This window comes from Thermaerobacter nagasakiensis, from assembly GCF_055396825.1.
This window is the reverse complement of record NZ_AP043740.1, coordinates 1,095,445-1,115,383: the sequence shown is the minus strand read 5'-3', so window position 1 is coordinate 1,115,383 and position 19,939 is coordinate 1,095,445. Positions and strand designations below refer to the sequence as shown.

Below are 19,939 nucleotides of genomic sequence, written 5' to 3'. Positions count from 1 at the left end.
GGGCGGCATGTTCTGCTCTAACCGGCGCAGTCCGCTCTGGAGAACGGGGGACCCGAGCCGTGGGTTTCAAGGAATACGACCGCTACGACGGTCTGGGTCTGGCAGAACGGATCCGCACGCGGCAGGTCAAGGCGGCCGAGGTGGTCGAGGCGGCCATCGAGCGTGTGGAGGCGCTCAACCCCCGGCTGAACGCCGTGGTGGTGCCCCTGTTCGACCAGGCCCTGGAACAGGCCCGGGCCCTGGATGAGGGCACGCCCGGCGGGGCCGCTGGCGCTTCCGGCGCCGGCGCCCCTGGCCCCTTCACCGGCGTCCCCTTCCTGGTCAAGGACCTGGGCGAGGCCCTGGCCGGGGTGCCCCTGACCCACGGCTCCCGGGCCTATGCCGGGTTCGTCCCGGATCACGACGCCGAGACGGTGCGCCGCTACAAGGCGGCCGGGCTCGTCATCCTGGGGAAGACCAACACGCCGGAGCTGGGCCTGGTGGCCTTTACCGAGCCCGAGCTCTACGGCCCCTGCCGCAACCCCTGGGATCCCTCCCGCACGCCGGGCGGCTCTAGCGGTGGCTCCGCGGCGGCGGTGGCAGCCGGCATGGTGCCCCTGGCCTCGGGCGGCGACGGGGGCGGTTCGCTACGGATCCCCGCCTCCCACTGCGGGCTGTTCGGCCTGAAGGCCAGCCGCGGCCGCACCCCCACCGGCCCGGATTTCGGGCAGATGTGGCACGGCGCCGCGGTCTACGGGGTCCTCACCCGGTCGGTGCGGGACAGCGCCGCCATCCTGGATCTCCTGGCCGCACCGGAGCCGGGGGCTCCGTACGTCATCGCCCCGCCCCGCCGCTCCTATCTGGACGAACTCGGCCAGGACCCCGAGCCGCTGCGCATCGCCATGGACACCCGCTCGCCCATCGGCCGGCCCGTCGACCCGGAGTGCGTCAGGGCGGTGGAGCGGGCGGCGCAGCTCCTGGAAGAATTGGGGCACCGCGTGGAGGAGGCCCGGCCCGCCATCGACGGCCTGGCCCTGGCCCGGAGCTACCTCACCATGTACTGCGGCACCGTGGCGGCCGAGGTCCGGCGGGTGCGGGAGCTGCGCGGCCCGGAGGCGGTCAAGCAGCTCGAGCCCGCCACCCGCATGCTGGGCCTTCTGGGCGAGACGGTCAGCGCGGGCGAGTTCAGCCAGGCCCTGGACCAGTGGGATCACGCGGCCCGGGCCCTGGGCCGGTTCTTCCAGGATTGGGACCTGTACATGACGCCCACCGTGGCCCGGCCGCCCGTGGCCATCGGGGAGCTGAAGCCCTCGCCGGGCCAGGAGCGGCTGATGAGGGCGCTGAACGCCATGGGCGTCCTGGGCTCGGGGCGGATCTACCGGGCGGCCCGGATCCTGGAGACGGTGGCCCTGGAGAACCTGGCCGCCACGCCCTTCACCCAGCTGGCCAACCTGGCCGGCGTTCCGGCCATGTCGGTGCCGCTCCACTGGACGGCGGAGGGGCTGCCCATCGGGGTCCAGTTCGTCGCCCCCTTCGGCGCGGAAGACCTGCTCTTCCGCCTGGCGGGGCAGCTGGAGCGGGCGGCGCCGTGGTTCGATCGGCGGCCGGCGCTGCCGTGATCCCGCGGTCCGGCCGGAGCCATCGGGCGCAGGGGCGCACAAGTCCGCGGGTCCGGCAGCGGGCGCCCCGGGTTGCCCTGTTGCGGGCGGTCCGTCCTCACCGTGCGGTCACCCCGGGCAGGTGCAGGATCCATGGCAACCGTCAGTGCCCCTGCGGGCGCCTCGTGGCTGCCCTGGCCGCAGCCTGCAGGACCAGCGGCGATACGACAAGACCCGCCCCGATGTAGGCCGGCGTGTAGTACGGCAAGGCCTCCGCTTGAAGGAGGCCGAGCCAATCCTGACCGTTGAAGAGGTCGCGATGGGCCAGGTAGGTGAGATAGGCACCGCCCAGGATCACCACGCGCTCCGTCGCCGCAGCCACCACGCCCAGGGCGGCCACCTTGGACCACGGGTATGCGGTTTGCCTGCGACGGCTGACCCAGCCGACGAAAAGACCGCCCACCGCGTACGGGATCGTGCTCATGAGCAGGCCGCTCATCCACACCGCCGCGGGAGACCAGGGTGCGTTGTGCCAGGCGCTGAAATCGGTCCGGCCCAGCAGGAGCATGGCGAACACGATGACCAGCCCCAGGACCTGGGGCGTCAACACGTACGCCACTCCGGTCACCGCCAGCGTCAGGACGCACTCGATGGCAGGCACCGTCGGATCAACCCCCCCTCAGCTTGGGGCCGGCCGACGCAAACGGCCAGGTCCGCAGCGATCAGCACCAAATGCGCCACCAGAGTCAGCAGGACGACCAACCGCACGGGCGACATCAAGAAGGGCACCGCCAGGATCGCCGTTCCTCCCGCCAGGGACAGGTCATAACCCAGGAGCCTGGCGGTACGGGCACGCGGGTTGAGCCGCCGTTTGGCCAGCGGCGCCCAGCTGAGGGAGAGCAGGGCCAGCAGGGTTGCGAGCAAGATCATGCCAGTGCTGTGGAACCGGCCCCCCTGCACGTGGTAAGGGAGCCAGAAAAGGGCCCCATAGAGGACCGCCGCAGAACCTGCCACCCCCACGAGCAGCGGCGGCACCGCCGTGATCCGGTCGACCGTCTTCACCCCCGTCTTCACCCCATCCATCGCGTTCACCCCTCCATGTATCAGCAGTCTCAGTAGGCGGTCGCCATCCCGTACATCAGGAGCAGGACAAGCACCGCCAGGTAGACGGGCGCCACCGCCACCGCGGCGAGATCCGTCCGGCCCCGCTGCATCGCCACCCCCGCCCCCACCAGCAGCAGCGGCCCCAGAGCACCGAGGGTGGCCAGCACCGCCGACAGGCCGAGCAGATAATAGCACGGCCCCAACGCGCAGATCGCCGCGACGAACAGACATCCCGGCCGTCGCCGCACCAGGCCAAGGAGCGACGCCACCACCATCGCGACCACGGCGCCGAGGCCCATGGTCAACTGGACGGTGACCGCGTGAAGGTCGAAGGGCACGGATCACCCCTCCCCGTTGCCAGCCGTCTGTCGCCCCGATGCAGGGGCCGCCTCCCGTCGCCTCTTCCGGAACACCGCCTCCTCCGGAACATGCATCGTACCTTGCCGCCTCGCCGCCGGCGTACGGCGCCGCTTGGGCACGGCGGACGCGCGGAGCGTCGTTGGCGAATCCCCGCGACCGGTCCCTTCGACGTCGGGGCCGGTAGCTCCCGCCAGGTGTCACCGCTGCCGGCCCGGATGGGGACGGGCCGGAGTGGGCCCAGCCAGGAGGCCGCCGTTGGAGAAGGATTCGAACGGCAACCGGCGTAGATAAGTTAGTGATCACTCAGCTGTAATCCCGTTACCTGTGCCATCGCGTCACCTGGCGATGGTTCGCACCAACCCCGGGGCTCTGGACGGCCCGGGCGAGGAGGTGGGTGCGCGATCTGCCCGCGACGAGCGAAGGTGAAGCGGTCCGAACAGATCCTGCGCACGGCCAAGGCCGTGTTCGCCCGGTCCAACTACCGGTCCAGCACCACGTCGGCCATCGCGGCCGAAGCCGGCGTCTCGGAACCGCTGATCTACCGCTATTACCCGTCGAAAAAGCAACTCTTCCTGGCGGTACTCGATGACGTCACCCGGCGGATCTTGCAGCGCTGGGACGCCATCCGCCGGTCCGAGCCGTCGAGCCTGGCCTGCCTCCGGCGGATCGGCCAGGACTACCTGGATCTGGTCGACCGGAACAGCGACGACCTGAAGGTCTTCTTCAAGGCCGTCTCCGAGGACAACGACCCGGAGATCCGCCACTTCTTGGCGGAGAGTTACCGCAAGTACGCCCGGTACCTGGAAGACGTCGCTCGGCGGGGACAGGAGCAGGGCGAGATCCGTGGCGATGTCCCGCCCCGGATCATCGCCTGGCAGATGATGAGCCTGGGCGCTGCCTTCAACCTGTTCGCCGCCCTGGGACTGTCGGAATGGACCAGGGCGGACCGCGAGGCCCAACTGCTGGCATTCCTCGAGCGAATTCGTGCGGCAGGCCCGCCCGCCGGAGCGCCGGGCGGCACGGACGACGGGGAGGCAGCGCACGGCCAGGCGCCGGCCTGTTCGTCCGCCAGGTCGCCCGCCGGCGCAGCGGACCGCGCGGCGAGCGGCTCCGCCGGGAACGCGGGGCGAAGTGCAGGGGTCCGGCCGGTCACCCCGCCGGATCAAGGGGGGCAGGAAGCATGAGATACCAGTCCTACGCCTACGGGCAGAACCACTGGGAGCTCGACCCGGACCTGCGCCACGTGCTGGCGCACTACTGGCCGGGTTTCACCGTCCACGAGGCCCAGCTGCGCCGCTTCGGCGCCCTGGCCGGTGAGGAGGTCTACGAGGTCGCCTACCACGTAGACCATGACGCCCCGCCGGTGCTGGTCATGCACGACCTGGACGGCCACCGGGTGGACCGGGTGCGCCTGTCGCCCGCCCAGGAGGCGCTCCTCCGAGAGCTCGCCCCGATGAACCGCCCGCCCTATGAAGGTGGAAGCTGGCATCACCACTACGCCCTGGGCTACCTGGTGGCCGACCCCGGCATCTACTGCATCCTGACCATCACGAACCAGACCGCCTACATTATTCATAAGTACGCGCCGGAGTTCGCCGAGTGGAAGGACAAGCTGCTCCGCGGCGAGTTCTGGGGCGCCACCTGGATGACCGAGGTCCAGGGCGGCAGCGACCTGGGCGCCAACACCCTCCAGGCCACCCGTGACGGCGACGCCTGGCGCCTCGACGGCGAGAAGTACTTCTGCAGCGGCGCCGGCCTGACCGATGTGGCCGTCGTCACCGCTCGGCCGGAAGGGGCGCCCGCCGGGCCCAAGGGGCTGGCCCTCTTCCTCGTGCCCCGGATGAACCGGGCCGGCGAGCTGAACTACCACGTCCGCCGGCTCAAGGACAAGAGCGCCACCCGCGCCGTCCCCTCGGGTGAGGTGGATTTCCGCGGCAGCGAGGCCTTCCTGGTGGGCGAGGCGGAGAAGGGGATCTACTACACCCTCGAGGTCCTCACGGTCTCCCGGCTGGCCAACGCCATCGCCGGCATGGGCATCGCCCGCAAGGCGCACCTGGAGGTGCTGGAGCGGGTGCGGCGCCGCCGGTCCTTCGGCCGGCAGCTGGTGGACCACCCGCTGATTCGCCGGGACCTGACCGACATGGCCGTGCGCATCGCCGGCGGCCTGGTGCTGGGCTTCCACGCCGCCGACCTCTTCGAGAAGGCGTGGGACGAGTTACCGCCCTACACGTCCCGCTACCATTACGCCCGGTTCCTCTCCCACCTGGCCAAGAACCGCACCGCCGATCACGCTGCCGAGGTGACGCGGCTGGCCATGGAGCTCTTCGGCGGGCTCGGGTTCCTGGAGGAGTACGCCGTGGCCCGCTGGCACCGCGAGGCCCTGATCACGCCCATCTGGGAGGGGCCCAGCAACATCCAGGCCCTGGACCTGCTGGAGGCCATGCACAAGAAGCGGGCCCACGAGGCCTTCCTGGCCGAGTTCATCCCGATGCTGGAGAAGGCCGGCACGCCCGAGGCCCGGACCGCCCGCGAGGTCATCGAGGCCACCCTGGCCCGGCTGGCCGGCGGCAAGCCCGAAGAGGCCCAGTGGTACGCGAAGGATGCCACGGCCCGGCTGGCCGATGCCGCCCAGGTGGGCCTCCTGTACAAGCTGGCCGAGACCGCGGGCGAGCGCTATGCCCAGCTGGCAGCCCTGTATGCCCGCCGGTTCCTCCTGGGCGAGGAGTACCCGGCCTGGGCACTGGAGAAGCCGGAGGTGTGGTCCGCATAGGCGCGGGCAGCCCCCTGGGCCGGGTCCCGGGGGACGGCCCAGGCCCGTGAGCAGGCGTGGGGGACGGGGGAGGTGGCGGGGAGGGCGGCAGGCCCCATTGGCCATTGCGCAATTGCCCAACATGCGATCCGGGTACCACAAGGCCGATGAACGACGGGAACGACGACAAGGAGCCCGCACCGGCCGGCCCGCCGGTCGGGCCTGCATGCCATCACTACCTACGCGGAGAGGGGGAGCGTCCGGTGCGCGAGCTGGTCGTCCACGAGGTATTGAAGAGCGCTCTGCACAACGGGCCGGAGTCCGAGATCGTCTACGGGGGGCGGCGGTTCACCTACGAGCAGGTCTACGAGCGGGTGCTGCGCCTGGCCCAGAGCCTGAAGAAGCAGGGCGTGGGCCGGGGCACCGTGCTGGGGGTCATGGACGTCAACAGCCACCGGTACCTGGAGCTGCACTACGCTAGTTCCATGCTGGGGGCCGTGTTGCACACCATCAACTTCCGCCTGCCGCCTGACGACCTCCTCTATAGCCTCCAGCGCGCCGGCGTCGAGTGGATGTTCGTATGGGAGGGGTTCCGGCAGCCGCTGGCCAAGGCGCGGCCGCTCTTCCGGAACTGGGTCTGGCTGACGGACGGCGACGAGTCGCCCGAGCCGGGCACGCCGACCCATGAGGACCTCGTCCACGAGGGCCGGGCCGAGGTCCCGGACGAGGCAGAGAAGGTCCGCGAGACCGACCCGTATTCCATCTTCTACACCACCGGCACCACGGGCCGGCCCAAGGGGATGCTCTACCGGCACCGGGACGTCCTTCTGGCTTCCCTGGGAATCTTGCACCACTTGGCCATCCATCCCACCGGGGCGGCGGCCGGCAGCCGCGACGTGTACATGCCGTGCATCCCCTTCTTCCACATCCACGGCTGGGGGACGGCGCTGTTCGTCCCCTACCTGGGCGCCAAGCTGGTCCTGCCGGGGAAGGCCACGCCCGCCGAGCAGCTGCGCTTGATCCTGGACGAACAGGTCACCTGGTCCAACATGGTGCCGACCCAGCTCCACATGCTGCTGGAGGCGGCCGACCAGGCCGGGGTCAGCGAGCTCAAGGGGTACAAGGTCCTCACCGGGGGCAGCCCGGTGCCCTCGGGGCTGGCCCGGCGGGCGCGCGAGCGGGGTATCGCCTACAGCGTGATCTACGGCGGCTCCGACCAGCTCGCGGCCACCATCTCGGTGGTGCCCCGGGGCGTGGAGCCAGGCTCGCCCGAGGCCTGGGAGGCGCTCCGGACGAACATGCTACCGCTGGCCATGGTCGAGGTCCGGCTGGAGGGCGACAACGGCCAACCCGTCCCCGCCGACGGGAAGAGCATCGGCGAGGTGCTGGTGCGCTCTCCCTGGCTGCCCGACGGCTACTACAAGGACCCCGAGCGGAGCCGCGGGGTCTATGAGGGCGGCTGGTTCCGCAGCGGCGACCTGGGTGTGATGAACCCCGACGGCACCCTCTACGTGGTCGACCGGAAGAAGGATGCCGTCAAGAGCGGCGGGGAGTGGATCGCCACCGGCGTGCTGGAGGCGCTGATCTCCGAGCATCCGGACGTGGCGGCGGTGGCCGTCATCGCCCAGCCCGACGAGCGCTGGGGCGAGCGGCCCCTGGCCGTGGTGCAGCCCCGCCGGGAGCTCTCCGGCGATGACGCCCGGGCCCGCCTGGAAGCGGCGCTCCGGAGCCATCTGGCGGCAGCGGTGGAACAGGGCCGGCTCGCCCGCTTCTGGATCCCCGACCGGTTCGTCTTCGCCGAGCAGCTGCCGCTGACCAGCGCCGGGAAGATCAGCAAGGCGGCCCTGCGGCAGCAGCTGGCCGGTTAGGTCGGCCCCCCGCCCGGCCTGCCCCGCGGGGGGCGAGCTGCCCGTTGCCGTTACCACACCCGGGCCCTGGCCATCGCGCACCCGGCCAGGGCCCGCAGTCCTTGCCGGGTGCTCACGACCGCGCTCCCGCCGCCCGGACCCGCCAACGGCCCCACCGCGCCGACACCCAGTACACAAGCCCGCCCAGCAGGGGCAGCACCACGGCCAGCCCCACCCAGGCGATCCGGGCCGAGGTCCGCAGCCGGCGCCGGCCGGTGTCCCGCCCCGTCCAGACCACCAGGGCCAGGTCGGCCAGAGGGGGCAGGACCATCATCGCCAGGTATCCCGCCGCTCCGGCCAGGTCGGCGGCCAGGGGCCGGCCTGCCGGCGGGAGCTCGGCCGCCGGGGGCAGGACGGCCGGTTCTTCCCCGGCGGTCGCGCCGGGCGCCCCGGCGGCTGGCTCACCGGCCCCGCGCAACACCTCCACCGGCAGGGGGGACGGCGGATCCACCGGCGCCTCCTCCACCGCTGCCGGCACCTGGCGGCTCTCCGGGGTCGGCCAGGACGGCTGGGGCGGCGCCAGGGGATCGGGCATGTTGGGCTGGGGCGGCGGCACGGGCTGGACCCGCCAGTCGTTGTCCGGCACCCGTCCCAGGCTGGCGGCCAGGAAGAGCCGCCCCGTCACCAGCAAGGGCCCGGGGTCGCCACCGCCCACCCGGCGCAGGAGGCTCCCCTGCCCGCACCCGTACAGGGCCTGGATGCCCCAGGGCCGGCTCGTCCGGAAGCGGTTGCCGGCAAAGCAGCTGCCCGGCCCCGCCGGGGCCGCCAGCGCCAGGTCGGCCCGGCCCGAATCCCACACCGTGTTGGCCCGCACCGTGTGCCCCGAAGCGATCCAGACCTGCTCGTCCAGGTTGGGGACGATGAGGATGCCGTAGTTGGGGTGGTCCCAGATCAGGTTGCCCTCGATGACGTCGTTGATGCCGCCCGCCACCACGATCCCGTTGCCGAAGGACGGGTACTGCAGGGCCTTGGTCGGCGCGTCGAGGTTGTGGTTGCTGTAGATCAGGTTGTTGACGATCCGCGTCCCGTCCTGGGGGGCCAGCTTCTCCGAGTCCAGGGTGTTGGGAACGATGCCCGACATGTTGTACCGCCAGACGGAGTTCATGATGGTCAGGTTGCCGCCGGCGTTGGTCCCCGAGTAGCCGAGGGCGTTGTACTCGGCCACCACCTGGGTGATCACGGCGTGGCACGGCTTGCACTGGCCGATGTAGAAGCCCGAGTCGGGGCTGCCCGAGGCGTAGGAGTGGTCGAACTGGCCGTAGACCGAGTCGTAGGCGTAGATGCCGTAATCCCCGTTGTTGTAAGCCGTCAGGTAAGAGCCGCGGTAGCCCAGTACGCCCGTCCAGTAGAAGCCGTTGAGCAGGTGGTTGCGGGCGGTCATGTTCTCGACGACCACGTCGTCGGCGCCCAGGACCTTGATCCCGTTGGCCCGCTTGAACTCCCCGTCGATGATCACCCGGTTGCGGTCCAGGCCGCGGAGGGTCAGGTGGGGCTTGGTCACCACCACCTCCTCCCGGTACACGCCCGGCCCCACCAGGATCAGATCACCGGGTTGGGCGGCATCGACGGCCGCCTGGATGGTCGGGTAATCCTCCGGCACCCGCAGGGTGTGGTAGGGCCCCGCCGGTCGCGGCGGCGGTGCCGGGGGCAGGGGTTCGTCGCCCGAGCCCTGGCCTCCCGTGCCCGGGCCCTGGCCTCCCGCCGATCCTGGGGCTCCGCTCGCCCCGCCAGCCGGCGTGCCGGGTGCCGCCTCACCCGCGGTGCCGGGTTCTTCCACGATGACGGCGCCCGCCATCCCGACGCCGCCGGGGGCCCCGTGGTAGACGCAGTAGTAGTTGTACCGGCCGGGCCGGTCGAAGCGGACGCGGTACACGTCGCCGGGCACGAGGTGCCCCGAATCCCAGGAACCGTCGTCGGCGGTGACCGTGTGGGGGTTGCGCCCGGTCATCTTCCAGACCACCGTGGTGCCGGGCACCACGCGGACCACGGCGTCGCGGAAGAAGTCGTCGCCCCCTTCGACGTACACCTCCGGCCCTCCGGAGGCGGTGGACGGCGGCCCTGATGCGGCCTCCACCCTTCCGGAGGCCGGGACGCCCCCGAGCTTGCCCCCGGTTCCCGCGCTCCCCGCGGCCACCGCGACCGCGAGGGCAACCAGGACCAGCCCCCTGGCCGGCCGCCGGCAACGGCGGGCCACCTGTGCCCTGACTCGGGCGGAGAGGGACAGCAGCGGCCGAACTGGCCACGCGGCAGGCCCCCCGAGCGGCCCCCCACCCGGCCCCGCGACCGGCATCGCCGCCGGCATCCCGGCCGGCACCCCGACCTGAAACCCGACCCGCACCCCGGCCGGCTCCATGGCCCGCCCCTCGCCACCGCTCTTGCCATCCCCCATGAGGCTTCCCTCCCGCAGCATCACCCCGCCGGCATCCCCCAGCACCGGCGGCGCCTCTGGCGCCGTATGAACTAGCGGGGTCTCCGGCCACCTGGTCCCCCGGCCCAGTGCCGGCCGCCCGGTCCGCCCGGCCCAGCTCTCGCCAGCCGCTCCCTGGGCCGGCTCCCGCCACCCGGTCCCCGTCCTCCGGCCTGCCTCCGAATCGGCGCCCGGCGCATTCCGTTGCCCCGCCGATTCGACCTGGCGGGCGCCGGTCCTTGCTTCCGGAAGGGCTCCGGAAAGGTTCCACCCCGTCGAAACCACCAGGAGGAACCAGCCCGCCACCCGCGAACAGCACATCAACCAGATCCTTGCACCTGCGGAGGGATTGCCGTGGCCCGTCCCCGCATCGGCCTGACCTCGACCGGTTCCGGCGCCCTGGGCCGCCCGCCCGTCCCGAGGGCTTACCTGACGGCCGTCGCCCTGGCGGGCGGCGAGCCGGTGGTGCTGGATGTCCTTGATCCCGCCGCACCCCCACCCGAGGAGGTCGTCGACGGGGTGGACGGCATCGTCCTGGTGGGCGGTGGCGACGTGGACCCCGCCTATTACGGTGCGGACCCCCATCGGGAAACCCGGCCCGTAGCCCCGGCCAGGGACCGGTTCGAACTGGCCCTCGTGCGGCTGGCCATCGAGCGCCGCGTGCCCCTGCTGGGCATCTGCCGCGGCGCCCAGGTTATGAACGTCGCCCTGGGTGGTGATCTGGTTCAGCACATCCCTGACCGCTATGGGGACACCGTTCCGCACACCCCCGCCGACCCGTCGGGGCCGCGGGCGCTGCATGCGGTGCGGGTGGTGGCCGGTTCCCGCCTCCACCAGATCCTGAAGGAGGAGGTGGTCCAGGTCCGCTCCCGGCATCACCAGGCGGTGGACCGCCCCGCTCCCGGCCTGCGCGTGGTGGCCACCGCGGACGACGGCGTGGTCGAAGCCGTGGAGTGGGAAGATCCCGCCCATCCCCTGGCCATCGGCGTCCAGTGGCATCCCGAGGACGGCATCGAGGACGACCCCGTGCAACAGCGGCTGTTCCAGGCGCTGGTGGCGGCAGCCGGGGCAAAAGGCAAGGAACGGGAAATGTAAGGAATGGTCAAATCAATAGCAAGAACTCGTCAAATCAATGGCAAAAGGAATAGGGACTCGAATGCGACAACCGCCTTACGAGGAGATCCCCACCGGCCCCGCAGCCTGGACGGCGGGCGGGTCGGCCGTGACATAGGTTCCGGCGATGAGATCGTGCAGGGAGCGCTTGTCTTCCCGGGCCGCCACCAGGATGGCGCTGACGATCAAGCCGGCCCCCAGGGTGACGAAGTACACAAGCCCTCCCACCACCGAGCGCAGGAACATGGTGCCGATGCCCACAGGGGCACCGTTGAGCCGTACGATTCGAATTCCCACGATGCGCTTGCCGACCGTGTACCCGTGCCAGACCACGGGCACCACCAGCGCGTAGAGGAGATTGGCCAGCGACGTGAACCAGTTGGCTTCAGCGGTGCCGGTGGCCAGGTAGCCCGCCAAGGTGATCGGCCCGCCCACCACGATCCCGTCCAGCAGGCTGGCGGCGAAGCGCTTCCAGAAGCCGGCCGGATTCGTCACCGCCATGGCGCCTCTCCTCCTCTCGCGAGGCCTTCGCACGCCCCGTTCATCCCCTGGCATTGTATGCCAGGATATTCGCGCCGCAGGCCATCCTTCCTGCACCTGGGCATCCTGCCCTCGGGCCCTGCCCCGTAAAACTTCAGGGGGCCGACACCGTGAGGTCGTAACTCCGCAGGTGGAACCTCACCCGCACGGCGGGCCTCAGCTGCTGCAGCTCGCGGCGCCACCCGGCCTCCAGGGCGCGCCACGCCGCGGGATCCTGCCGGTACAGGGCCGTCCCCAAGCCGGCGGGATCGGCGCCCAGGGCGGCGGCCTGCTCCAGGGCCGCCCGAACCTGCCGTTGCGCGTGCCGGGCTACCGCCCGGCCGACCGCCATGGCCCGGGCCTCGTCGACGCGGCCGCCGGGACATTGCCACTCCAGCAGGGTTCCCGCCAGCTTGACCTCGACGGCCACCCGGGGCGGCGGTACTGCCTGCTCCACCTGGATGCGGGCTTCGTTGCGGTCGATCCGCAAGGACACCACCGGCTGCACCGGCACACCCTGCCCTTCCCCGCCCGCGTCGCCCCCCGTCCCGCCGCCCGCACCGCCGCCGGCACCGCCTGGACCGCCCGTCGCCAAGCCGCTCGCCTCCGGACCGGCCGCACCCTGAACACTCCCACCGCCTCCGGCCGCCTCAGGACAGGGAACGGCCAGGGTAAAGGGGTGGGCCTCACCCCGGGCCATGAGCAGCCCCACGTCAAGGGGCGGGCGGAGGAACCCCACCAGCCGGTCCCGGGCGAAAAGGGCCAGGCCCGCCGGCACCGGGTTGATGGTATCCCGGGTCCGGCCGGTGGCCAGCACCGGCAGGAAGGGGTCGATGCCCGGCGTATCGAGCCAGCGCAGCACGGTGTTGCCGTCCACCACGCGGGTGGTTCCTGGCCGGTTCTTCCGGCCCAGGGCATCGAAGGAACGGGCCAGGGAGCGATCCAGGGCGGGCTGCAGCGCCTCCAGCAAGCGGCCCGCCTCGCCCCGGACCACATAAAGGGAGGCCTTGCGCTCCACCCGGTAACTGCGGGAGATCATCTCCAGCAGGGGCCGCAGGCCCGACCGGGCGGCCGGCTCCCCGATGAGGATGTGTTCGGTGAAGGACCAGCGGACCTCCCGCGGCACGCTGCGGTCCAGGGACTCGGCGGCCATGCGCGGGGTCTGACCGGGTGCCGACCGGAACAGCGTGTTGCGGCTCATGCCCGGCCCTCCCGCACCGCTCCCCCCCACCGATGCCGGCAGGACCAGCTCGGGCACGGGGATCGCCACCGTCCAGAGGTAGCGTCCTTGAGGGTTCCGGTCCAGGGCGGCCACCGTAATGAAGGCCAGGTCGTTGACCTCGTTGTAGCCCCAGCATCCGCCCAGCAGCAGGGCGCTCAGAACCAGGACGAACCCGGCCCGCCAGCGGCCCCCGCGGCCCATCATCACGGCATCCGCTCCCCGGCAGGCTCCCCGCCGGCGGCGGCAGAGTGCCCGGCTTCGGGGGCCTCGTCGCCCTGGGGCGCCGGGCCGTAACCCGGACGGTACCGCCCGGCGGGCATCCCCGCCGGTGCCTGCCCCGGGGACCGTTCCTCCGCCCTTGCGGCCGCCCGTCCCGGCCGGGCGGGCAACAGGCCGGTCACCAGCCCCGCCACCAGCCCGGCCATCCCCACCAGGGGCCAGACCCGGTTAAATTGCCAGTCCCAGCGCTCGGTGTCGGGGAAAAGGATGGCCGCCACGACGACCGCAGCCAGGGTCATCAGCCCGTGGACCGCTCCCTGCCACCGCTCGGTGAGCCCCAGGCCTGCCCGTGCCGTCACCCCCGCCGCGTAGACGAAGAGAGCCAGCTTCAGGGCAATGCCCAGCAGCCATGCCGAAATCGTGAACACCTCCGGGTGGGACATCACGGGCACGGGCCGGGCGAGCCGCGCCAGGATAAAGGTGGGGGCCACCGCCCGGGCCGTTTCCCCCGAACCCAGCACGACGATGCCGGCCAGCGCCACACCGGCCAGCAGCACCACCATGCCCGCCGCGGCAAGCATCAGCGGCCGCAGAACACCATGGCGGGACGACAGCCCGTCGGCAAAGTAGGTCAGGATCAGGGTCTCGGCCGTGGCCGCCACCATCACCGGGATCCCTCGCAGCAGCGGCCCCGCGCCCCCTTCCAGCAGCGGCAAGAGCTGGGCCCACTCCGCATTGCCCGGAAGGAGGATGAGCAGGTTCGTCACCAGGGCCAGCACCATCACCGGCAGGACCAGCAGCCCCAGCCGCGCCAGGGTTTCGCGCCCGTACGCCACCAGGACCCACGTGGTCAGGGCCATGGTGGCATGAAAAGCCCATACCGGCGTCTCCGGGAAGACCACCACCATGAGGAGCACCGTTTCGCCCAGAATGCCGCCGGCGTGGTAGGTCGCATACGCCACCAGCACAGGGAGGACCAGCCACCGCATGAGCGGGTGAAACCGCAGGCGGTCGAGGGGCGTAAGCCCCGGGCGGAAGTAGAAGGCGTACCACGCCCCGACCACCAGGGCCACCACGGGGGTGCTGGCCAGCACGGCGAGCCAGGCGTCGCGGCCGGCGACGGCCGCCAGCGACCGCGGCAGGAAGAAGGCCAGGGTGGCCAGCACCACCACGATCAGCAGGGCCGCGATGGAGGCGGGATCGACCTGGTCACGGCGCGGCACGGCCGGTTCCTCCCCGCCGCCTGCCTCGGGCTCCTGCCTCTCTGAGCGTGCCGTCCAAGCCTCGCCCCCGCCCCCTCACTGGCCTGCACCGGCGCCCGCGCCCTCGCGTCCGATCAGGGGCGGCTTGCCCCGCATCATCGCCCAGGGGGCGCGGACCAGGGCATCCTCCCAGCCCTGGGGGCGGTACGGCGCATAGGGCGTGAGGTAGGGCACGCCCACCGAACGCAGGGACACCATATGGGCCAGCACGATGAGGAACGCCGTGACCAGCCCGTACATCCCCAGCACGGTCGCCACCCCCAGGAACACGTAGTGCAGCACGCGGAAGGGAATGGCCGCTGCGAAGGTGGGCAGGGCGAAGGCGGCCATGGCGCTGGCGCCGATGAGGATCAGGGTCGGAGCGGTGACGATACCCGCCCGCACCGCCGTATCCCCGATGACCAGACCCCCCACGATGGTCAGGGCCCCGCCCACCTGGCGGGGCAGCCGGGTGGTGGCCTCGCGCAGGATGTCAAAGACGAAGCTCAGCCCGACGGCCTCGAGCGCCGTCGGAAAGGGCAGGGATTCGCGGGAGGCTGCCAGGGAGAAAAGGAACTCCCGCGGGATCAGCTCCTGGTTGTAGGTCGTAACGGCCACGTAGAGCGGGAGCCCCACGGTCATCAGCAGAACGGCGAAGAACCGGACCATGCGCAAGATGCCGGCGAAAGGCCAGCGCAGGTAGTAGTCGTCGGGCGACTGGAGCAGGTCCCAGAACTGCAGGGGCACCACCACGGCGAAGGGTGTGCCGTCCAGCAGGACGGCCACCCGCCCCTCCATCAGCCCCGCCGCCACCACGTCGGGCCGCTCCGTGAGCCGCGCCTGGGGGAAGAGGGAGAGGGGCCGGTCCTGCAAGAGGGCCTCCACCTGTTCCTCCGAGAAAAGCATGTCCCAGGGCGCCGCTTCCAGGCGCCGGCGGACCAGGGCCACGGTGCCCGGGTCGGCCCGCCCCGCCACATGGACCACGGCCGCCCGGGTGCGGCTCAGGCGGCCCGTCTCCAGCTCTTCGATGCGCAGGTAGGGTGTGCGCAGCCGCCGGCGCAGGGTCGCGGTGTTCACCCGCAGGACCTCGACGAAGGCCTCCCGCGGGCCACCGATGGTCCCTTCCGTGGCCGGGGCGTCCACACCGCGGTGCTCGAACTCCCGGACGTCCACCAGCCACGCGGTGGTCACCCCGCCGGCCCGCTGCCCGTCCGGGGTGGCCGCGGGGCCCGCACCGGACGCCCCCTGTTCCGGGGCACCGGCCGCCGGTGCGCTCCCGGAACCGGCGGCGGGGAGTCCGCCCGCGGCGTCGACGGCGATCAGGGCACACCCTTCCAGAAGCCCGTCGACCGCCTCTGTCAGTCGGGTCACGGGACGAACCCGGCCGCCGGGCAACAGGCCCCGGTCCAGCCAGCGGGCCACCTGGGGTGCGGTGGCCGGCAGGCGTTCCAGCAGCGGCCGGAGGATGAACTGGTTGAGCAGGGTGTCGCCCACCAGGCCGTCCACGTACATGACCAGCAGTTCCGCGCCCCCCGGGCGCCGGAAGGGCACGGTCACCAGGTCGGCGGCGTGGCCCAGGGCATCCCGCACCAGCGCCTCCAGCGACCGCACCTCCGCCGGTACGGCTTCTTCCAGCGCCAGGTCGGCGACCCAGCGGTCCATCCGGCCCAGGAAGTCTTCCAGGTGCTCGCGCAACCGGGTGGCAGGGGTTTCCGCCAGGGGCGGCCGGCCTCCCGGAGGCGTGGTCGACCAGGCCGGCAGCCGGGCGTGGAGGCGATCCAGCCGCCCGGCGGCGCCTTTCAGCCCGGCCTCAGGGTGGACGGGCTGCCGGGCGGGCGCCCCGGCCGGCGGCTGCACCCCGGCCCGGGTTTGCCCGCCGGCCGGCCGGGCCCCGTCCCCCGGCCCCCACCCCATCCGCTGCACGCTGCGGCTCACGCACCCACCACCTCCCACCCTTCCCACCTGGATAAGATCACCGCCAGAACCGGCGCCTATGCCGCCCCAGGGCCGCACCGGTCCGGCCCTTTCCTCAGGTTCCCGTCACGGGGCACTCAGCAGGAATTCAGGTGGCTTGTTGACGATGAAGTTGCAAGAAGGAGGTGGGTGCAATGATCCAGCGTATCCTGATCGCTGCCGACGGTCCCGCCGACGCCCTCCGCCTCACCCGGGCCGTCCGGGAGCTGTTCCCCCAGGGCGGGGGCGCCACGGCCACCATCCTGCAGGTCCTGCCGCCGCCGGTTCCACCCGCGCTGTCCAACCCGCTGGCGCCGCCCCTGACGGCCGCTGACGACGTCCTGGTCCTGGGGGAGGCCAACGCCCGGCGCGACCTGGAACCGGCGCGGGATGAACTGGCCGCCGCCGGCTTCCGGGCGGAGGTCGACGTGGCCACGGGCGCCGCCGGCGAGGAGATCTGCCGCTATGCGCGGGCCGGTGGCTACCAGCTCATCGTCGTGGGCCGGCGAGGCCTGGGACGGCTGCAGGAGGTCCTGCTGGGCAGCGTAAGCGAGTACGTCCTTCGCCACACCCGCCTGCCCGTGCTGGTGATCCAGCAGGAGCAGCCGGCCAGGAACGAATGAAGGATCCCGCGAGGGATTCCGGCAAGTCGCCCCCGGCCGCCCGCGGCCCAAGGGCCGGGCGACCGGGGGCGTCGCGCCTGGGATGCCCCGGTGGGGCAGTCACTCTCTTTGCGTAAGGAAGGGCATGTCCCAAGATCCTGACCCCGCGCCGGTCAGGTGGGAACCCCGCGCCGGTCAGGGGGGACCCGGGCAGGCCCTCAGGGCAGGAAGACCAGGCCCAGGGCCATGACGGCGAAGGCCACCAGCATGACCACCGCGGTGTAGCCCAGGATCTGGCCGGCCCGCAGGCCCGTCATGCCGAGCAGCGGCAACGCCCAGAAGGGCTGGATCATGTTGGTCAGCTCGTCGCCGAAGGCCACCGCCATGACCGCCTTGCCCAGATCAAGGTTGAGCGCCTGGGCCGCCTGGATCACGATGGGCCCCTGGACCGCCCACTGGCCCCCTCCCGACGGCACGGCCAGGTTGACCAGGCCGGCGCTGACGAAGATCCAGAAGGGGAAGGTGAGGGGGGTCGAGATCGCCACGAACCAGTTGGCGATGACGGCCACCAAGCCCGACCCCGTCATGATGCCCATGATGCCCGCGTAGAAGGGGAACTGCAGGATCACCCCGCTGGCCGACCGCACGCCCTCGGCGATGGCCTGGGCGTAGCGGATCGGGGTTCCGTGCAGCAGCATGCCCAGGATCAGGAAGATGAAGACCACCATGTTGATGTCCAGGGCCGCAAGCCCCTTCTGGCCGAAGGCGCTGATGATGTAGACCACGCCTGCCAGGACGATCAGCCCCGTCAGGATGCGGCTGTGCTCAAGGCGCTCCGCCGGTGTGATTCCCACGCCCGGGCGCCCCGCGCCGGGCGCCAGGGGCGGCTCAGCCGTCGCGGCGATCCCCTCCCCGGCTCCACCGGCCAGCCCTGCCGGGATCTCTACCACCTCTCCATCGGACGGGTGCATGCGAGCCATGATCCACGGCGAGAGGAAGAGCAGCACCAGGGCCACCACCACGTTGAAGGGCCGGAACAGGGTTTCCGTCAGGGGCAGCAGCCCCATCTGCTTCTCCAGGAAGTGCCCCGGTGTGTTGACCGTCAGCGGAGCCGACCCGGAGAGCCCGTTGTGCCAGATCATCAGGCCGATGTAGCCTGCCGCCACCAGCAAGGGGAAGTGCACCTTGATCCCCCGCCGCGAGCAGGACCGCCCCACCTCGATGGCCAGCAAGGCCCCGGCCACCAGGCTGAGCCCGTAATTGATCAGGCCCAGCAGGCCGGTCATGAAGGCCACCAGGGCCACGGCCTGGCCGGCCGACCGGGGCCAGTCCGCCAGGCGCTGCAGGCCCCTGCGCACGCTGGGCGTGTTCGCCAGGGCGTACCCGGTGACCAGGATGAGCGTCATCTGCATGCCGAAGGCCAGCAGGTTCCAGAAGCCGCCGTACCAGTCCAGCACCAGCTGGTAGGGCCCGTGGTCGGTGAAGACCAGGCCCATGACGTAGACCACCAGCGTCAGCAGGATGGCAAAGATGAACGAGTCCGGAAGGTAGCGGCGGGTGAACCGGCTGAGCGCCTCACCGATCCGCTGCAAGCATCCCACCCCCAGTTGGGAACGAAGATGAGCCCACCGGCATCCCACAGCGCGAATGGCATTGCCATTCGGCTCGAACTCGCGGCGTTCCTGCCTGGAGGCCGTCGCGCCGCCCTGCGCCCTGCGGCCGGGCTCATCCCGGCTCGCACCAGTCGAACCGGGCGGTGAAGTGGCGCAGGACGGCCGGTTCGTCCACGAACCGCACGCCGCGCACTTGCTCCCGCCGCCGGAAGACCTGCACCACCACCTCCGCCACATCCTCCAGGTGGCGGTGGGTGTAGACCCGGCGAGGCACCGCCAGCCGGTAGAACTCGAAGGGGGACGGGAGCTGCCGGCCTGTGGCCGGATCCCGCCCCATCATCAGCGAGCCCACCTCCACACCCCGCACTCCGCCTTCCAGGTAGGCTTCCAGCGCCAGGGCGTGGCCGGGGAACCGTTCCGGCGGGATGTGGGGGAGGAACTGCCGGGCGTCGATGAACACGCATGCCCCCCGGTGGGCCACTGGATCGGGACCCCGGCCTCCCGCAGGAGCCGCCCCAGGTACTCCACCTGGCCCACCCGGTACGCCAGGTAGGCCGGGTCCAGCGCCTCCCCGAGCCCCACGGCCAGAGCCTCCATGTCCCGCCCCGCCATGCCGCCATAGGTGAGAAAGCCCTCGTAGGGCACCAGGCGCGCCGCCGCCCGGCGGTACAGCTCCTCGTCCTTGAAGGCGGCCACACCCCCGATGTTGACGAGCCCATCCTTCTTGGCGCTCATCAACATGCCGTCGCCCAGGGCGAACATCCCCCGGGCGATGTCCCGGGGGTCCCGGCCGGCGTAGCCTGGCTCCCGCTCCCGGACGAACCAGCAGTTTTCGGTGTAGCGAGCGGCGTCGAAGAGTAAGAGAATGCGGTGACGGCGGGCCAGGGCGGCCACGGCGCGAATGTTGGCCATGGACACGGGCTGGCCGCCGGCGGAGTTGTTGGTCACGGTGAGGATGATGCATGCCACGTCTTCGGGCGGATGGCGGTTCAGGAACTCCTCCAGCCGGGCCACGTCCATGTTGCCCTTGAACGGATGGGGGGTCCGGGTGTCCATGGCCTCCGGCGCCACCAGCTCCACCGGCCGGCCGCCGGCCAGCTGCACGTGAGCCCGGGTGGTGTCGAACAGCATGTTGCTCAGGACGAACCGGCCCCGCCGCCCGATGAGCTCCGGCAGCACCACCTGCTCGGCTCCGCGGCCCTGGTGCACCGGAAGGACGTAGGGGTTCACCCCGGGGGACGAAGTCTGCCTCCGCCGATTCGCTCACTGGCCCGCCCCCTTGATGGCCGTCTCCGGAGGGGTCCCTGCGGCTTCCCCTCCTGCCGGTGCCGTTGGTTCGCGGCGCCTCAGTCC

General features: G+C 71.7%; 17 protein-coding genes. 6 read left to right on the top strand and 11 right to left on the bottom strand.

Features of this window, described 5'->3' with window-relative positions; all coding sequences use genetic code 11:
- Positions 1 to 59 precede the first annotated feature (59 nt).
- Positions 60 to 1,598, top strand: coding sequence for an amidase (locus ACZ5T9_RS04815; RefSeq protein WP_464834155.1), 1,539 nt, complete (start codon positions 60 to 62; stop codon positions 1,596 to 1,598).
- A 142-nt stretch (positions 1,599 to 1,740) separates the two neighbouring features.
- Here ACZ5T9_RS04815 and ACZ5T9_RS04810 read toward each other — a convergent pair whose 3' ends face one another.
- The 3 genes from ACZ5T9_RS04810 to ACZ5T9_RS04800 are packed head-to-tail and all read right to left on the bottom strand — an operon-like array spanning position 1,741 to position 3,019.
- Positions 1,741 to 2,238, bottom strand: coding sequence for a hypothetical protein (locus ACZ5T9_RS04810; RefSeq protein WP_464834153.1), 498 nt, complete (start codon positions 2,236 to 2,238; stop codon positions 1,741 to 1,743).
- On the bottom strand, positions 2,214 to 2,660 hold the full coding sequence (locus ACZ5T9_RS04805; RefSeq protein ID WP_464834152.1) for a hypothetical protein: 447 nt from the start codon (positions 2,658 to 2,660) through the stop codon (positions 2,214 to 2,216). The genes ACZ5T9_RS04810 and ACZ5T9_RS04805 overlap by 25 nt, the downstream gene beginning before the upstream one ends.
- Before the next feature lie 29 nt (positions 2,661 to 2,689).
- Positions 2,690 to 3,019 (bottom strand): cell wall arabinan synthesis protein, encoded by a 330-nt coding sequence (locus tag ACZ5T9_RS04800; RefSeq protein ID WP_464834151.1) that lies wholly within the window; start codon positions 3,017 to 3,019, stop codon positions 2,690 to 2,692.
- Between the two features lie 444 nt (positions 3,020 to 3,463).
- Here ACZ5T9_RS04800 and ACZ5T9_RS04795 point away from each other — a divergent pair, with 444 nt between their 5' ends.
- The 3 genes from ACZ5T9_RS04795 (at position 3,464) to ACZ5T9_RS04785 (ending at position 7,658) form a co-directional block, all read left to right on the top strand.
- Positions 3,464 to 4,225 carry a TetR/AcrR family transcriptional regulator gene (locus ACZ5T9_RS04795; protein WP_464834150.1) on the top strand — a complete coding sequence of 254 codons (762 nt, stop codon included), beginning with the start codon at positions 3,464 to 3,466 and terminating at the stop codon, positions 4,223 to 4,225.
- Positions 4,222 to 5,811 carry an acyl-CoA dehydrogenase family protein gene (locus ACZ5T9_RS04790; protein WP_464834149.1) on the top strand — a complete coding sequence of 530 codons (1,590 nt, stop codon included), beginning with the start codon at positions 4,222 to 4,224 and terminating at the stop codon, positions 5,809 to 5,811. The genes ACZ5T9_RS04795 and ACZ5T9_RS04790 overlap by 4 nt, the downstream gene beginning before the upstream one ends.
- 242 nt (positions 5,812 to 6,053) lie before the next feature.
- Positions 6,054 to 7,658, top strand: coding sequence for an AMP-binding protein (locus tag ACZ5T9_RS04785; RefSeq protein ID WP_464834147.1), 1,605 nt, complete (start codon positions 6,054 to 6,056; stop codon positions 7,656 to 7,658).
- A gap of 112 nt (positions 7,659 to 7,770) precedes the next feature.
- Here ACZ5T9_RS04785 and ACZ5T9_RS04780 read toward each other — a convergent pair whose 3' ends face one another.
- On the bottom strand, positions 7,771 to 9,723 hold the full coding sequence (locus tag ACZ5T9_RS04780) for a right-handed parallel beta-helix repeat-containing protein (RefSeq protein WP_464834146.1): 1,953 nt from the start codon (positions 9,721 to 9,723) through the stop codon (positions 7,771 to 7,773).
- Between the two features lie 735 nt (positions 9,724 to 10,458).
- Here ACZ5T9_RS04780 and ACZ5T9_RS04775 point away from each other — a divergent pair.
- A complete protein-coding gene (locus tag ACZ5T9_RS04775; protein ID WP_464834145.1) occupies positions 10,459 to 11,199 on the top strand; it encodes a gamma-glutamyl-gamma-aminobutyrate hydrolase family protein in 741 nt (246 codons plus the stop codon).
- 75 nt (positions 11,200 to 11,274) lie between these two features.
- Here the strand turns inward: ACZ5T9_RS04775 and ACZ5T9_RS04770 are convergent, their stop codons facing one another.
- From ACZ5T9_RS04770 to ACZ5T9_RS04755, 4 genes are all read right to left on the bottom strand, one after another.
- A complete protein-coding gene (locus tag ACZ5T9_RS04770) occupies positions 11,275 to 11,718 on the bottom strand; it encodes an RDD family protein (RefSeq protein ID WP_464834143.1) in 444 nt (147 codons plus the stop codon).
- Between the two features lie 133 nt (positions 11,719 to 11,851).
- Positions 11,852 to 13,162, bottom strand: a complete 1,311-nt coding sequence (locus ACZ5T9_RS04765; RefSeq protein ID WP_464834394.1) for a Ger(x)C family spore germination protein — start codon at positions 13,160 to 13,162, stop codon at positions 11,852 to 11,854.
- Entirely contained in the window at positions 13,162 to 14,400 is a 1,239-nt protein-coding gene (locus ACZ5T9_RS04760; protein ID WP_464834142.1) for a GerAB/ArcD/ProY family transporter, read from the bottom strand. The genes ACZ5T9_RS04765 and ACZ5T9_RS04760 overlap by 1 nt, the downstream gene beginning before the upstream one ends.
- Positions 14,401 to 14,475: 75 nt before the next feature.
- Entirely contained in the window at positions 14,476 to 16,353 is a 1,878-nt protein-coding gene (locus tag ACZ5T9_RS04755) for a spore germination protein (RefSeq protein WP_464834140.1), read from the bottom strand.
- Positions 16,354 to 16,526: 173 nt separating this feature from the next.
- Between ACZ5T9_RS04755 and ACZ5T9_RS04750 the strand changes: the two genes are divergently transcribed.
- The gene (locus tag ACZ5T9_RS04750; RefSeq protein ID WP_464834139.1) at positions 16,527 to 16,994 is read left to right on the top strand and encodes a universal stress protein; all 468 of its coding nucleotides are present in this window, start codon (positions 16,527 to 16,529) and stop codon (positions 16,992 to 16,994) included.
- Positions 16,995 to 17,191: 197 nt separating this feature from the next.
- On the opposite strand, the gene ACZ5T9_RS04745 is transcribed toward ACZ5T9_RS04750, so the two are convergent.
- The 3 genes from ACZ5T9_RS04745 to ACZ5T9_RS04735 all read right to left on the bottom strand — a co-directional run bounded on the left by ACZ5T9_RS04745 (position 17,192) and on the right by ACZ5T9_RS04735 (position 19,816).
- Entirely contained in the window at positions 17,192 to 18,574 is a 1,383-nt protein-coding gene (locus ACZ5T9_RS04745; protein ID WP_464834137.1) for a short-chain fatty acid transporter, read from the bottom strand.
- 124 nt (positions 18,575 to 18,698) lie between these two features.
- Positions 18,699 to 18,926 carry a hypothetical protein gene (locus ACZ5T9_RS04740; protein WP_464834136.1) on the bottom strand — a complete coding sequence of 76 codons (228 nt, stop codon included), beginning with the start codon at positions 18,924 to 18,926 and terminating at the stop codon, positions 18,699 to 18,701.
- On the bottom strand, positions 18,926 to 19,816 hold the full coding sequence (locus ACZ5T9_RS04735; protein ID WP_464834135.1) for a tryptophanase: 891 nt from the start codon (positions 19,814 to 19,816) through the stop codon (positions 18,926 to 18,928). Before ACZ5T9_RS04735 ends, ACZ5T9_RS04740 begins: the two co-directional genes overlap by 1 nt.
- Between the last annotated feature and the right edge of the window lie 123 nt (positions 19,817 to 19,939).

Coding starts and splice junctions, on each gene's coding strand:
- ACZ5T9_RS04805 (WP_464834152.1), bottom strand. CDS start 2,660: ATGGATGGGGTGAAGACGGGGGTGAAGACGGTCGACCGGATCACGGCG.
- ACZ5T9_RS04790 (WP_464834149.1), top strand. CDS start 4,222: ATGAGATACCAGTCCTACGCCTACGGGCAGAACCACTGGGAGCTCGAC.
- ACZ5T9_RS04750 (WP_464834139.1), top strand. CDS start 16,527: ATGATCCAGCGTATCCTGATCGCTGCCGACGGTCCCGCCGACGCCCTC.
- ACZ5T9_RS04740 (WP_464834136.1), bottom strand. CDS start 18,926: ATGATGGGGCGGGATCCGGCCACAGGCCGGCAGCTCCCGTCCCCCTTC.
- ACZ5T9_RS04770 (WP_464834143.1), bottom strand. CDS start 11,718: ATGGCGGTGACGAATCCGGCCGGCTTCTGGAAGCGCTTCGCCGCCAGC.
- ACZ5T9_RS04765 (WP_464834394.1), bottom strand. CDS start 13,162: ATGATGGGCCGCGGGGGCCGCTGGCGGGCCGGGTTCGTCCTGGTTCTG.